Source organism: Prevotella sp. P5-64, assembly GCF_002251285.1.
In the GTDB taxonomy this organism is placed as follows: Bacteria; Bacteroidota; Bacteroidia; order Bacteroidales; family Bacteroidaceae; genus Prevotella.
This window is the reverse complement of record NZ_NPJK01000016.1, coordinates 48,027-63,135: the sequence shown is the minus strand read 5'-3', so window position 1 is coordinate 63,135 and position 15,109 is coordinate 48,027. Positions and strand designations below refer to the sequence as shown.

General features: G+C 42.1%; 12 protein-coding genes. 8 read left to right on the top strand and 4 right to left on the bottom strand.

What is annotated here, in order from left to right:
• Positions 1–290 precede the first annotated feature (290 nt).
• The 8 genes from CIK87_RS03685 to CIK87_RS03645 all read left to right on the top strand — a co-directional run bounded on the left by CIK87_RS03685 (position 291) and on the right by CIK87_RS03645 (position 10,521).
• On the top strand, positions 291–1,394 hold the full coding sequence (locus tag CIK87_RS03685; protein WP_094385568.1) for a hypothetical protein: 1,104 nt from the start codon (positions 291–293) through the stop codon (positions 1,392–1,394).
• Positions 1,395–1,707: 313 nt separating this feature from the next.
• Positions 1,708–1,935, top strand: a complete 228-nt coding sequence (locus CIK87_RS03680) for a hypothetical protein (RefSeq protein ID WP_144008096.1) — start codon at positions 1,708–1,710, stop codon at positions 1,933–1,935.
• Between the two features lie 178 nt (positions 1,936–2,113).
• Positions 2,114–5,002 (top strand): DEAD/DEAH box helicase family protein, encoded by a 2,889-nt coding sequence (locus tag CIK87_RS03675; RefSeq protein WP_094385573.1) that lies wholly within the window; start codon positions 2,114–2,116, stop codon positions 5,000–5,002.
• Positions 5,003–5,640: 638 nt separating this feature from the next.
• A complete protein-coding gene (locus CIK87_RS03670; protein ID WP_094385564.1) occupies positions 5,641–5,997 on the top strand; it encodes a zinc ribbon domain-containing protein in 357 nt (118 codons plus the stop codon).
• An 8-nt stretch (positions 5,998–6,005) separates the two neighbouring features.
• Entirely contained in the window at positions 6,006–7,244 is a 1,239-nt protein-coding gene (locus tag CIK87_RS03665; protein ID WP_144008095.1) for a hypothetical protein, read from the top strand.
• A gap of 1 nt (position 7,245) precedes the next feature.
• A complete protein-coding gene (locus CIK87_RS03660; protein ID WP_094385560.1) occupies positions 7,246–7,917 on the top strand; it encodes a DUF805 domain-containing protein in 672 nt (223 codons plus the stop codon).
• Positions 7,918–8,102: 185 nt separating this feature from the next.
• Positions 8,103–8,750 (top strand): hypothetical protein, encoded by a 648-nt coding sequence (locus CIK87_RS03655; protein WP_144008094.1) that lies wholly within the window; start codon positions 8,103–8,105, stop codon positions 8,748–8,750.
• Between the two features lie 1,012 nt (positions 8,751–9,762).
• A complete protein-coding gene (locus CIK87_RS03645; protein WP_094385556.1) occupies positions 9,763–10,521 on the top strand; it encodes a helix-turn-helix transcriptional regulator in 759 nt (252 codons plus the stop codon).
• Between the two features lie 46 nt (positions 10,522–10,567).
• On the opposite strand, the gene CIK87_RS03640 is transcribed toward CIK87_RS03645, so the two are convergent.
• The 4 genes from CIK87_RS03640 to CIK87_RS03625 form a co-directional block, all read right to left on the bottom strand.
• A complete protein-coding gene (locus tag CIK87_RS03640; protein WP_144008093.1) occupies positions 10,568–11,155 on the bottom strand; it encodes a hypothetical protein in 588 nt (195 codons plus the stop codon).
• Between the two features lie 50 nt (positions 11,156–11,205).
• On the bottom strand, positions 11,206–13,530 hold the full coding sequence (locus CIK87_RS03635; RefSeq protein WP_094385552.1) for a TonB-dependent receptor domain-containing protein: 2,325 nt from the start codon (positions 13,528–13,530) through the stop codon (positions 11,206–11,208).
• Positions 13,531–13,956: 426 nt separating this feature from the next.
• Positions 13,957–14,568, bottom strand: a complete 612-nt coding sequence (locus tag CIK87_RS03630; RefSeq protein WP_094385550.1) for a hypothetical protein — start codon at positions 14,566–14,568, stop codon at positions 13,957–13,959.
• 12 nt (positions 14,569–14,580) lie between these two features.
• Positions 14,581–15,060 (bottom strand): RNA polymerase sigma factor, encoded by a 480-nt coding sequence (locus CIK87_RS03625; protein WP_094385548.1) that lies wholly within the window; start codon positions 15,058–15,060, stop codon positions 14,581–14,583.
• Positions 15,061–15,109: the final 49 nt, after the last annotated feature.

Here is a 15,109-nt window from a genome sequence, read left to right as displayed (position 1 = left end):
ACCACTTTGCATAACATGCTCTTCAAAATGGCATTTCTCAAGCATTTTGAAGAACAGGGAAAGACCACCAAAAGGTGTTATTTCCTTATTTACAAACTTTATGTCACAGTTTCGCATCGGAGTATATCCTTTTTTTCGTGGTAAAGTTAGTAAATATTTATAAATCAAGCATATACAAAGCTGTTTTTCTAATGGCGGTCATTAGAAAATGACAAGAAACTTTTTCTAATGACCGATTTGGGATAAACAAAATCGGAATTGCAGGACGAGAACTATTCGCACAGTTCTTCATGAGGATTTATGATGAAATCCCTACATCGGTGCTTGCTCAATTTTCAACTTTGAAAATTGAGCAAGCACCGAACTTTCGTGATTTCCGCCAGGCTTTCCGAGCGAAGCTCGGTCGAAATTTTGTAGTTCCTGCCAATAGCTTCGATAACGTAAAGGGAGAATTCCCAATTGGTTTCTTTATTTGGCATCTTGGAGAAGAAACCATCTTTACACAAACCATTACTGACATTTTTGATGCAAAAGGAAATTGCCTTGGAAATAAGACACTCATTGCATACGACAGTTTCAATTCTATAAACGATTGGATTATTTCTACAAGGAATAGACCTGGAGAGAGGAACATTGGTTTCATGTCTGCTAAAGGCAATGATTTTCAGAACACAAATTACATTTTTATAATCAACGACAAAAAACAGCTACCACATCCACGTGGTACATGGATAACAACCAAGAATATCAAAGAAATCTCCATATATCTTGCTGTTAGACACAGTATAGAAGCCACATGGCTTAATGACCGAGACCAATTCCTTTATCCTAACGATGGATGGAAGAGTGACAGAGAGTTTCAAAACAACTGTCTTGTCTTCACCCTATTTAGCAACAGCAACAACATCCAAAGCCAGCATGGTACTAACCATTGGATTCCATTCAGCGAGGAAGAGGTCGGTGCACAAGACAACTTCGAGAGTCATTTTATGCACGACTTCATCATGGGTAAAGTGAAAGAGGAAAAGCCTCAGCAAGAAGGAACAATACAAGACCTATTTACAGAGCAAGAAGCTCAGACACCAGATGGCAATTCATTCACTCCAACAGAACCTTTGAAGTTTTCACAAGAAGCACAAGCTGTATTGGATGCCGGAAGAGATCTATGGCGTTACTATCACAAACAAGCAGGAGCCAACCCTAATGCTTCTTACTATGATATAAAGATGCACTTCCAAGGCACAAAGACCACAAAGAGTGGAAAGGTGCAGATGAACTCCACCAGCGAGGATGCAACCTATAATGCCTTGCTTGCCGACCTCAGACAGTCCATGAAACTACTTGCTGCTCACATAGAGCCTAAAGTGTACGACTATGGCTTCTTGAAGAAATAATCTCAATAAAACGAGAAAGGATGCCTTTAATGTTGGTCTGTTTTTCTCGTTTTATCGTAGATTTAACTTTCGTGCTTCTCAAAAGAAATCTGTCTTTGCATCATATTTCCGTCCTTCTTACATACACGACAGCTGGTCGCCTACCGCTTGATGTAATACTTTTGTACAATAGCCAATATATAACTGGTGAGAAAACATCAAGGCACTATCGCAACCCAGCACTGGTAAAAGCTATGGTAAACCATATATCTTCATAGCAAAGGATATTGCCCAAGTGACAGACCAGAAGATAGAATATTCCAAGCACAAGGGATTGGATGACAAGAAATGCGAGGCATTGCTGCTTGATTCATTGAAGGATCATGGATCGTTGACGAAATCAGAAATTGTTCATCTGCTTTGGGATGTGCTGCCTGACCAGTTGGACGACAAACAGAAGAACAATAAATTGGATTATTTGCTTAAACGATTAAGGAAAGCAGGAAAAATATGGACTGAAAGGAATGAAGTTACTTCCGTATGGCACCTCACGGAAAAATAGTTAAATTCCGTGAGGTTACAAGCACTTTTCCGTGAGGTATAAGCTAAGTCTACATATGTAATATGTATTTGTGCTGACAATCAGTCTATTACAGTCACTGGTGAGCTTGCGGAAAATTTTTATTTCAGAAAAATTTCGTGAGGTTTCCGCACATAAACCCTCAAGACAGACTCTTATTATGGAAGACATTCAAGAGAAATACAACCATCTTCTCCAGCAGAATGAGGCTCTTCGTCAGGAAAACGAAGAGTTGAAATTGCTTCTACATGCGCACGGCATTGAATATAAGCCCAAGCACGCAGAAGAGAAGGAGGCTGTATATTCACCCTTCGCCTTCCCATCCGTCAAACTTTCCATAGAGGAGCGTGTCGCCATTTTTCATTCCTTGTTCAAGGGCAGAGAAGATGTGTTTGCGCGAAGATGGTTCAGCAAAACAACTGCCAAGAGCGGTTACCAACCTGTCTGTATCAACGAGTGGAGGCGAGGCGTATGTGACAAAAAGAAATTCAAATGTGCAGATTGTCCTAATAGACATTTTGCGCCACTTACTTACCAAGACCTATATCGTCATTTGGAGGGCAGGGACGAGAACTGTTGTGATGTTGTCGGACTGTATGCCATAATGCCCGACAACAACTGCGCCTTTCTTTGCACCGATTTCGATGACAAGAGCTGCAAGCATGGTTATCAAGACGAAGTTCTTGCATTTGTAGGAGTATGCAAAGGGTGGAAAATTCCTTATGCCATAGAACGCTCGCGCTCTGGCAATGGTGCCCATGTGTGGATTTTCTTTGAAGAGCCAATACCGGCTTTCAAGGCAAGACGATTAGGGAATGCCATCCTTACAGAGGCTATGCGACATAATGGTCGTATGTCCTTCAACTCATACGATAGATTTTTCCCAAACCAAGACAGAATGCCCGAAGGAGGCTTTGGCAACTTGGTCGCCTTGCCATTGCAGGGACAGGCTCGCAAAAGTCGGAATAGTGTTTTCGTAGATGACGATTTCCTGGCGTACAAAGACCAGTGGGCTTTCCTTTATCACATCAACAAGATGAAGGATACTGAAGTTGACATGCTGCTAAATCTACATGTCTGTGAAGAACTTGGAGCACTCACCACTTCAAGTGAGAGCAAGCCTTGGGTTACACCTATACCACAAGACATTTCCAAGGGCGATTTTTATTCTGAAATAGAAGTCACCAAGGCCGATAAGATTTACATTCCGCTAAAGGCTGTTTCGGCAAAAGTTCTGAATCACCTTAAAAGAATAGCATCATTCAAGAATCCGGAGTTTTATAGCAAGCAGACACTGCGACTTTCCACATATTCCACCCCTCGCATTATCTCATGTTTTGACATCACTGACGACTATCTCGCCATGCCCCGTGGATGTGAAGATGCAATACTCTCTTTTCTCAATGAGAATGGAGCAAAGTATAATATTGTTGACGAGACCAACCACGGTACACCGATATCTGTTTCTTTCCAAGGTAAAGAACGAGAAGAACAACAGGCAGCAATCAACGCATTGCTAATGCACAACAATGGCGTGCTTTACGCTACTACTGCATTTGGAAAGACAGTTACAGCGGCCGCAATCATTGCACGAAAAATGGTGAGTACACTCATTCTTGTTCATTCGAAGGCATTGCTTGCCCAATGGCATGAACGCCTGACGGAGTTCTTGAGTATTGACTATGTAGATCCATCGATGCCGAAGAAGCGTGGTCGTCGCAAGAAATTCTCCACGATAGGTTGTCTCGACTCTACAGGCAACTCACTTCATGGCATTGTTGATGTCGCACTCATCCAGTCATGTCTTGATGGCGATAGTGTAAAGCCTTTTGTTGAAAACTATGGAATGGTAATAGTGGATGAATGTCACCATGTATCTTCGGTAACATTTGAGAATGTACTGAAGGGCGTAAAGGCGCAGACGGTTTATGGCTTGACGGCAACCCCTATCCGCAAGGATGGACATCAGCCTATTATATTCATGCAGTGTGGCCCCATTCGTTTCTCAGCTGATGCTAAAAGTCAGATGATAAACCAATCATTTGAGAGGTATCTCATTCCTCGATTCACATCATATCGTTCCATTACTGATGACAAACAGTCTATAACGACATTGTATCAGTTGCTTTCAGAAGACGAGATACGCAATACGCTCATAGTAGAAGATGTGTGTAAGGCTGTTGAAGCTGGAAGAACGCCAATCATTCTGACCAACAGAACTGCTCATGTCACCATATTAGCCGAAAAGGTGAGGGATAAAGTGAAGAATGTTGTCACATTGACAGGGACAGGAAGCACGAAAGAGAAACGGGAGACGCTGCAACACCTGCATGAGATTTCCAAGGAAGAACCTTTGGCGATAGTCGCTACGGGAAAATATGTAGGCGAAGGTTTTGACTATCCTCGCCTTGACACCCTGTTCCTTGCCCTTCCTGTTTCATGGAAAGGGCTTATAGCCCAGTACGCAGGGCGACTGCACCGCGAAAACGATGGAAAGAAAGATGTGCGCATCTATGATTACATTGACATTCATGAACCTGTCTGCGATAATATGTACAGGAAACGACTGAAGGGTTACGCTTCCATTGGATATAAAATCATTTCCAGACATTCACCCACATTGTTTGACAATGTGCAAGATATAGGCGTACCTATTTGTATGGAGCAGATATTCAACGGTAGAACATTTTACCGTCCTTACTCTTCAAGTATTGGAGATGCCAAGCGCTCCATCGTTGTTTCTTCTCCCAAGTTATATAGGGTAGAGCGTAATGTTCTGGTCAATCAGTTGAGCGAGTTGGCTCATATTGGAATCGAAGTTCTCATTATTACGACAACAAATACCCTTGAAACAGAATACCTTCTGCAAAGAGGATTGTCTGTAAGAATATTGCCAGAAGTAAAACTGTGCACAACTATCATAGACAAAAGCATTGTGTGGTATGGCGTTATAAATGCTCTTGGCTATGCAACGGAAGAGGATAATGTGATAAAAGTTGTAGACGACAAACTGGCAAATGAGTTGATGAAAACTCTTCTCTCTTGTTGATTTTAGCCCAACTATTACAGCGACTTACGCTTAGGCGTAGGCCGCTGTTTTGGGTTTCTGCGCAAACAATGCGTAAACAAACTGTTTGAGTTGTTGGATGTTTACGCTGTGATATTTTATGAAACTCCCCATCATTCCATAAGATGTTATATCATGTCTTGTTTTAATATGCGATTGAAGAAATTTGCTTCATTCCAATAAATTTTTCATTGAAACATGATACATTGTCATGCAAAAGCCTTATCTTTGCGATGTCTATACTCATACCGAAAGCCCCGATGGGCAGAGGTTGGGTAGACATATACATAATAAGGCGTAACTGTACGCTTTGGTTTTGACAGTGTAAGAACTTCGCAAACTCTCAACTGCTAGTCAAAAACAAAGCAACGGGAACGCCTCATGGGGTGTATTGTATACAGCCCTTATTGGTTTCGGATGGTTATACTGTTCGTTGTCATTGGGGGAATTATATACTTACATCAACGTGGGGCTTTCGGCGTTGCTCGTTTCGACTGGCAGGGCAATGCGAAGGCCTTTACACTGTGGGACGAGTGACAGGACTGGCTCCACGTTTCTTATTTTTTGTATATCAAACTATTGTATAACGTTTAAATTTCTCCTAAGGAGTCAAAGGAGATATGTTTGGAACTATGAAATGCAAAAACTGTGGAAAAGAAATCCCTGATGATTCTAAGTTTTGTACGTTTTGTGGGGGAAAAATAATCAAACAACAAAGCTTTCTGAAAATGTATTATGCTCAAATAAGAGATGTTTTATTTCTGAGCGTATTTATAGCTATTACTATTGAACTATTGCTAATATTTCTTCAAAATACAGGTGTTTTTTATACCGCCCCTGTAAGGATAAGTGGTGTAGTTGACGTTAATCTCCAGCAAATCAATGGGTCATCAGACGCTTTTATTTACAAGGAGAAGTGGAACAACTATGATGAAAAATATAGCTCAGAACCAACAATACCAGTAACAGCTAAATAATCATGAAAATGAAATGTATATTATTCTGTGGATTGCTCGCTTTTCTTGTGGCATGCTCCACTGATGAACAGACAGATTTGAATCGATTGAATATAAAAGGCAATGTTGTGAAACTTGAGGTTTCGACACAGACAACAATCCCCATAAGTGAATGGCTGTACACAGATATAGATAAGGTTGATTTCCATCGCAGTATCAGAAATGACGCAGTGTATTCGTTCTGTGGACAAAGCTCAATGACATTTGACAAAGCAGGTAAACTGTCTGAACTTATTGTGTTTGACAATATGGGAAACACGATATATAGAAATCCAGAAATTACACGACCGCTAACATTATATAATCCTATAAATATTAATGTAAATGAGTTGGCTGATGGCTGGAGTTATGAAAATGACAGTATGGGGCGCATCGTGAAACAAAAGAATGAGCATGACGGAAAATTAATCTTTGAGAGGTTTGTAACCTATAACAAAAGAGGCGATATAGATATGATAGTATGCAAATACAATCATCTAAAATTGCAAGCATACGACGAAACGTATACTCCTGCTGACACAACCTTTTTCAAATATACCCAATTTGACGGGGAGGGCAATTGGACAGCGGCAACTATACAAAAGCGTGGTCGGCTGAAAACAGACTCTTACGCAATGAATGTTCGGCGACAACTAACTTACGCCGAGCACGAAAAGCAGAAAGACTTGATTCGCAATTTGCAAAGTTGGAATGAGGGAATAATAAAAAGCATGCCCGTGCATATTAAAATGAAACCATGGTATTTCTTTGGAGATGCCCTCCAACTGGAAATGCCGGAACGCATGCGATTGGAAGAGACTTTGTCTACAAACGACAATTTGAAAGTCTACAAACTGGACACAGACAGTGGATATTTTTCTATTTCCGTATCAATAGGGCAACAAGACGAAAGTATATATGATGTGACAGATGAAGAGGCGAACAATGCAATGACGTATTCGTTGGCGCAGAGCGGAATCGTCATTCTTAAATGGCAAGGGTTCTCAATAGTAAATGTCAATGGAAAACGTTTTGGCGAAATAAATTACAGCCATTACGCTTCTGGGGGTTTTCTTTCCACAGGCGACCCAGTTGTCGTGAAAATACTGTCGTATCAAGAAAACGGAACAAACGCTTGCGCAAGTATATCATTCGGTTACGACTCGTGTCATGAGAGTTTATACAAGCCTCTTATAGAAAAAATATTATCAACTATAAAAATCAATTAACATGATGACATTTAGTGAATCAATCAAGACGTGCTTCAAAAAGTATTTTGACAGTGAAGGGCGTGCCACACGTGCAGAGTATTGGTGGTTTCAATTATTATGGTGGTGTGTCATAATATTCGGTATAACTATGATGTTTGCGACAAAAGGCGATACGGCTGGTGCATTTGCCATAGTATGGATGTTGTTCTTTGCATTTACAGTGGTACCGAACTATTGTGTATGCGTAAGACGATTGCACGATACGGGGTGGTCTGCCAGAGCTTTCTTCTGGTGCTTGTTGGGAGTTTGGGTAGGGCTTATTATCATCAATATAAGAAATATATTTCCAAGCGATGATGACAATGAGTATGGACGTAACCCATTTATGTTGAAAAAGTTAAAAGAGGCACAAATGGAGCACACATCCTGTATTCCAGTAAGAATTGAGGAAAATGAAATATCACAGGATGAAGATACTCGCTATATGCCACACAGCACAATGGCAGAAGACATTTCAAAACCGGCAGAAACCGCAGAAAGCACGCCTACAACGACGGCTATGTCTGCGGATGCAATAAATGTGGCATCGCAAGAAAAAGAACATACCCAAATGAGATATTGTCGTTTCTGTGGGGAAAAAGTGGCTAACAAGGACGCTGTGTACTGTAAGAAATGCGGAAAAAAGCTATAACAAACAAATAGAAGTATATGCAAAACTGTAATAATCAATCATATTGCCGTTACTGCGGCTATATGATTGATGCTGATTCAAAGTATTGTATCTATTGCGGTGTGAAAGTGTCATACAGCAACACTTCATATTATAAGTTGAAAAGGGTTGTCTTGAAATTTTTTAAGGTAATATTGGGTACAATAATGGCGGTTTTTGGGGGTCTGATTCCTTTTTTGATAGCATATTTATTATTTCCTTATACGTTATGTGACGTCCAGGAATGGATGTGGAATTTTTCGTTTACAGGTGGCGTAGCTTTTTTGTTAGGATGCTTATTATGTGTTTTCACGAAACTGAAATCTCGAAATGTTGCTTATAGCATCGTTTCATTGTTGATTTTAGCCTGGGGTATAATGATATATGTGCGTTATCAAGAAAAATCTTATGTTTTAAGGGATGAAAAGCAGGCAGATGAAATCTGTACATCATCGTTAGATGAATCTTGGCCAAATGATATTTATGATAAAGACAATAATGTTTTGCCAACACAGGAAGAAATAGACGAGACTAATGCCAGACTGCCTATTATAGAAGCAGAAGGAACATTGTTCACCCATGTTTCATATGATGAGGCGACAAACACACAAACCTTTTATTATGATTACACTCAAGAAATAGACGAATCCGTAATAACCGCTGAATTTATCAATCAGCGCAAAGCACTTATGATTCAGGCTCTGAAAGATGGAAATACGGAGAGATTAGAAGCTGGTGTTACTTACCTGTATGTATATCGTTCTGTAGGTGGTAGAGTTTTATACCAAATACAGATAGATTCTGACGATTTATAGGTACTGACAGTATGTTGCTTATAATGATTTCCATTACACAACGATTCACGGAATAGAATAACCCTTCTACGAAGGTTTGGTAAACTCACTTTCCCCAATAATAGGAAAGAACACCCTTATGGTCATGGCTTGCCCTAAATACATAAGGCGATGACAAAGGTAATGGCTTTTTTACAGATTGCCAAATAAATGGAGTTTCTTTGAGATTGTTTAACTATCATACTTGCTGTAGAAGCATAAATTAGACTTGAAAACGAGTCGTACACTATCTAATACAGGGAAAAAGTGGCAATATTGCCAAAAATTCCGTGTACATACTATATTGCACGACTAAAAAATGCCAACATTGACCTTTTTTAGTCGTGAAGGTTTGTCGACCTGAATTAAATCCGCTACCTTTGCATTACCAAAAAAATGCCAATATTGGCAAAAATAAGGAATGGCATGGAAGAGATACAAGAATCCCGATCACTGATGAGCATAGATGACTCTTTCAAGAAGATTATCATTGTTAAAGACCACATCATGCCCCGTCGAAATGAAGAAGGTATTCTTACAATCGGGCTTTTCGATTTCTTGCTCAAAGAAAACAGTTTGGATTTATAGCCTCTGAATAAAGTGTTTGTGTGGGTTAAGAGAATTCCTCCGATATCTGCGTAAACAATGCGTAAACAAACTGTTTGAGTCATGGATATTCAATGGTATAGTATAATATATCAAGTGGAGATAACTCGTTGATTATCATCAAAAGTTTATAATAACAAAATATCACGGACTATCATTCTATTGGTCTCATAATCTGGAGGCCCCTGGTTCAAGCCCAGTCTGGTCCACGCTTCTGTTACAGCGACTTACGCTTCGGCGTAGGTCGCTGTTTTGGCTGTACGCTCGCCATAAGTATTCTCCAACGGGTAAAAAAACAGCCTGCTGCCCCATAATTAAGCGATGTTGTAGACGCATAATTGGGGAAAATGCTGTACTTTTGTAGGCGAGGATAATAATCAAGTGGCTTATGAATAAAGAAAAAGGCAATTTCTTCCTCCGTTCCAACGAGGTGAATCATATCAGTAAGGAGGATTACGCCAAGGTAGAAGTATTGGTGAATGCAGTAAAGGCTTTTGCTCGTAGCACCTACCAGTGCGTCTATATCATCGACTATTTTCATCAGGATTTCGTCTATGCATCCAACAACCTCGCTTATCTCTGCGGATTGGAACCCGAGCAACTGATAGAGGCCGGCTATCAGATGTATATCGACCATGTTCCGGAAGACGACCTGCAGATGCTGCGCGAAGTGAACAAGAAGGGTTTCGACCTTTTCAACGAATTGCCTGTGGACGACCGGCTGGACTATACCATCTCATACGACTTTCATCTTATCAATGGCAGACACAGCCGATTGATTCATCATCACCTTACTCCTATCCTCCTATCTGAAGACGGAAGAATCTGGCTCGCCCTCTGCACCGTATCGTTGGCAGCTACTGATGAACCAGGACATATCATTATGCAGAAGAATGGTGAGAGTAGCTATTATGAATATTCCACCTCGCGCCACAAGTGGGAAAAGAAAGAAGGCATAACCTTGAGCGAGACCGAGAGAGATGTCTTGAGATTGTCTGCCCAAGGTTACACGATGAAGAATATCGCCGACCGACTCTGCAAATCGGAGGATACAATAAAGGCTTGCAAGCGCAACCTTTTCGCAAAGATGGGCGTGAAGAACATTGCCGAGGCGCTGTTTCATGCCGTCAATTATCAGATGATATAATGTCAGGCTGTATGGAAGTTAACTCCTAAAACTCCTGATATATGAATCATATCTCTTCCAACGATGGCGAGAGATAGAACTTGGGGAAGTATTTCACCTCCTTGCCTTCTGCAAGGTCAACGAGGATATTGGCACAATAGCCGGCGGCAATATATGTCCCGATGCCCAGTTGCGGAAAAGACTTCTCAGAATAGTGCCTGATGGCTTCACAAGGTGTAGGCATCTGCCAGAACATACCGTACTGCGAGATATACTTGCCCAATGAGCAACGGAAATCATCAGTTTCTCTTTTCACTACTTCGCTGAATGGATAGCCTTTCGGTTTTTCTACAGCGAGAAAGGCTGCCTTGCCAAGATTGACGGCATGGATAACGGTGATGCCCAGCTCCTTGCATTTTTCATCGAAAGCAAACGAGGTTTCGTTGTCATGCAAGGTTGCATTCACTGCATACCGGATGCCCGACAAGTCGCATGCATCCACATCTTCCATCGTCAGCGTATCCTTTCCTATGCGATAGATATGAAATCTATCTTCCTGCCGAGGGCTTTCATGGAAGTCATGGCGCAAGGCACAGGAGGCTATCAAGCCTCCCATGTCTGCGCCACTAATCAACAATTTTATTGGATTGTTCATTTATAGAGAGATTTATTGTCATTACACCATTACCGGATGCTGCAGACAGATTACATTCTGTTCTTCTGGCTTTCTCCGGCACCTGTACCTTTATACTTGCTTCTTGTTATGTTGAACTTATACCGTACAGTAAGCGACACTTTGCTTGTTGACTGTATATCAACAACCATGTCCTTCATTTTGCCAAAATGAGCAATCATGTGACTATTGTTTGTTCCAAACAAATCATAGATGAAGAGCTGAAACGACAAACGGTTTTTCAAGAAAGCCTTATATACGGAAACATTCGTACAAAACATAGGCTTGTACAGATACAGGTTCTCATTATGGCCTTTTGTAATATACGACATCATCCATGTAAACATTCCTAATTTGGTGTTGAGCGTATTGTCAAAACGGAATGAAGCCATTGGCTTGTTGAGTGATTTCCCATCGTGCGTCTCCATATCAAACCATTGCTTATCAATGGATGCTGTAAGCGAAGGGTACCAGATGCCAAACGAAGGGCGCAAGTTGATGGATGCAGCTACGTCATTATACGAATTCCCATTTACTGGCTTCATCAAGCCTATTGCAGGATTATCCTTATAAGTCTCCACTGTGGATATAATCGGATTGGAAGTATGGCTGTAGGTCATATCGAATGTCAACCATTTGTAAGCCAACTCGTAGTTGAGATTTCTACTTATCTGAGATACCAGAAATGGATTTCCCGTTTCATACGTGTATCGGTTGTCATACTGAATGCCACTGCGCAAATTATGATAGGAAGGACGATTAATGTCGGCTGCATAGCTCAATTGCATCTGTACCTTGCCTACAGGCATCGATAAGCTAAGCGATGGGAACCAATTGCCGTACGACTTGCTTTGCCCAGGCACATACTTGCCATATTCATAGTAATTGAAGTCGATGTACTCGTATCTCAGTCCTGCCTCCAAACTCAGATTACCGAAATCTCTTGAATAGGTCAAGAATGAAGATGTCATGCTTTCTGTAATACGGCTGTCGTCATCCGCTACCAAGTTAGTTGGCACTACTTGATACTTGGAAGTGTGATGGGTATTGGAATATTCACCACCCAAAGACAAATTACCTCCTAATAATGGGTAAGAAAGCACCAGTTTGGAAGCGAGCAGATGATAGTCCTTGTTAGTCAAGCTATGAGCCGTTTGGCTTTGTGCATTCATCCCCACTTCCTGGTATTGCTCTTTGGTAACATCGTTCTGGTATTCCTTCGACCATAGCCAATCTGTATTGAAATCGATGCTGAGCTTACCAATCTTTCCTACATAGTAAATATTGCTTGAAAGATTATTCTTCTGCCAAAAGAAATCAGCATGACTATCAGAATTTTCAGACAATTCTTCGTCTTGCAATATAGAAGAACTCATATCGCCGTTCCATGTTTGCTTAGGATTTCTAAGAAAACCAAAGTTGGCACCTATAGAGTTGTTGGCATCCAACTGGTAGCTGGCATCCAATCGAAAGTTCATGGCTTCGATAATACCTACTTGTCTTATCTCACTTTTCTGGTTCCAGGTCTTGTCAAGATAAGTCTTCTGCTGTAAGTCTTTATTGTCTGGCTGGTACTGCTTTGCTCCAAAGGCGTATGCGCCCAGCTCTAATCCATTCTTGCGATAGTTCATATTCAGCCTGCCATATCCTCCAATGTTCTTTTTCTCGTCGTACGATCCTTCTGTTGTAGCGTCAACCCCGAAGCCCTCGCCTTGTATCTTCTTCGTCGTGATACGGATGACCGCCTTGGTGCTGGCTGCGTAACGGGCACCAGGATTGGTGATGACTTCCACCGACTTGATGTTATCGGAATGCAAACGGTCCAGCTCGCTCTTATCCCTCATCTGTCGTCCATTGATATAGATAACAGGCTCACCGCGTCCGAATACCTTGATGCTGCCATTCTGGGCAGACACGTTAGGGATGCGGTCAAGCAGGTGCTCCATTGTTCCTGCCTTCTCAAGTATGGAGCCGACAACGGTTGTTGTCATTCCACCATTCTTCAGGATGGTCTTAGGCAGGGATGACTTCACGACTACTTCGCCGAGCATCTTACTGTCTTCTTCCATCTTGATGATGCCTACATTCTCGCCTGTGCAATCCTTGCAGACGGTCTTATAGCCTACGGATGTCACCTTGATGATTCCGCCGTTGCAGGAAGAGTCGATGACAAAGCTGCCATCCTCTCCACTCACTGCGCCCTTGACGAACGCCGAGTCTGTTCTGTTCAATAATACTACATTGGCAAACGCCAAAGGCTCGCCCTTGGCGTCCATCACCTTACCAGTGATATTCTGTGCCATCGTCTGCGTCATTGCCGTGAGGCACAATGCTGCGACTATCAGTTTCTTGTTCATATTTCCGTACTTTTATATTATTCTGAGTGCAAAAGTAGGGAAAACGGCGACGACGCCTTTGACACAAAAGTGTATTTCCGAGGTGGATGGCGGAAGAATTACACTTTTGTGTATGTCCGAATTAAGCTCATTTGCCTGTAACTGCTAACTATCTTACCCTGTTATTGGCTGATGCCGCCTTTCTGGCCATAATCAGAGATGTGCCCACATTATTTGATAGTTTGGGTGATATCGACCTAACCACTGTCCAGTCTTCTCCCCGAATGTCTATGACCGGGCGTAATCGTCTGGTCAATCCGCAGAGCGCGTTAGCTCATCTCCATAGGCACACCTATATATAATAAACAACTGAAGCATCGCAAGCAAATCGTTGCTGGCGACACTTCAGTTGTGATGTCTGTCTTTGCGTCTGTTGCTTATGCGCACCTATGCGTTTAGCTCGTTGATTTGTCTTATTACCTCATCGTTGCTGCGCTGCATTTTCGAGAAGATGCGATAGGCGAGGACGATGCCGCCGATAGCACCAATGATACCGCCTACAATACCGGCATATATGGAATTTTGTTCAAACTCGAAAGCCTCCGCAGGCAGATGTGTCAGCGCCTCGATGCCGCTCCACACCAGCCACACCACGATGGCAGGTATCTCAAACATCATCTGGATGACGCGCAGACGTTTCATGTGTGTGAGTTTTGTGATTGTGGTGACCAGGTTGTTCCGGCTATAGTCTGCATCGCTCAACGCAGAGATGTTGATACGATAGTCGGCGAAGATGTCTATGACCAATACCGTCATGAGGAAACCGTAGTTCAGCCATGAGAGGTTGGCATACATCTTGATGCCCAGCCATGCGATGGCGATGAGGGGCAGAGAGCATATCTCTATGTATACAAATTTCTTAATCCACGACATGCTGCTTTTCATCGACTTGATGATGAGTTTTTCGTTCACTATCTTCTGCTTGTCGAGCTGCTCCTTGAATTGTGCCATCTGTGAGCGTATAATCTCGAGCTCGGTATAATTCTGGTTGTTCTCCATATTTGTTACTGATTATTTGTTAGACATATTCTTCAGTTGCACTCTTATCCTTGCCAGCCTCACCGACACGTTCTTTGCACTTATGCCGACGATTTCGCCTATTTCGCCGTAGCTTATTTGTTCGAGCCACAACAGGATGATGGCTCTGTCCAGTGGCTGCAGCCGGGCAATGCGCTCGTGCAGTATTCTCACTTGTGCAGTTTCCTGTTCCTGACTGTCAAAATAGTCGACATCCATAGACAGCATAGCCCTGTTGCGCCTGCGCTTCTTGCGGTCTATGGTGACACAGGTGTTGAGAGTCACGCGATATATCCAGGTCTTGATATCGCTCTTGCCTTGGAATGAATCATAGCCGTTCCATAGCTTTACCAGCACCTCTTGAAAGAGGTCAGCCACCTCGTCGGCTTCGTTGGAGAACATGTAGCACACCGCATATATTGTGCTGCGATTGTCCTTGACGACCTGCGCGAATTGTTGTTCTTTAGGATTCATATCTTTATTGTTCAAATCTTTCTAATCCTTAGACTCGCACTTCCCGGTG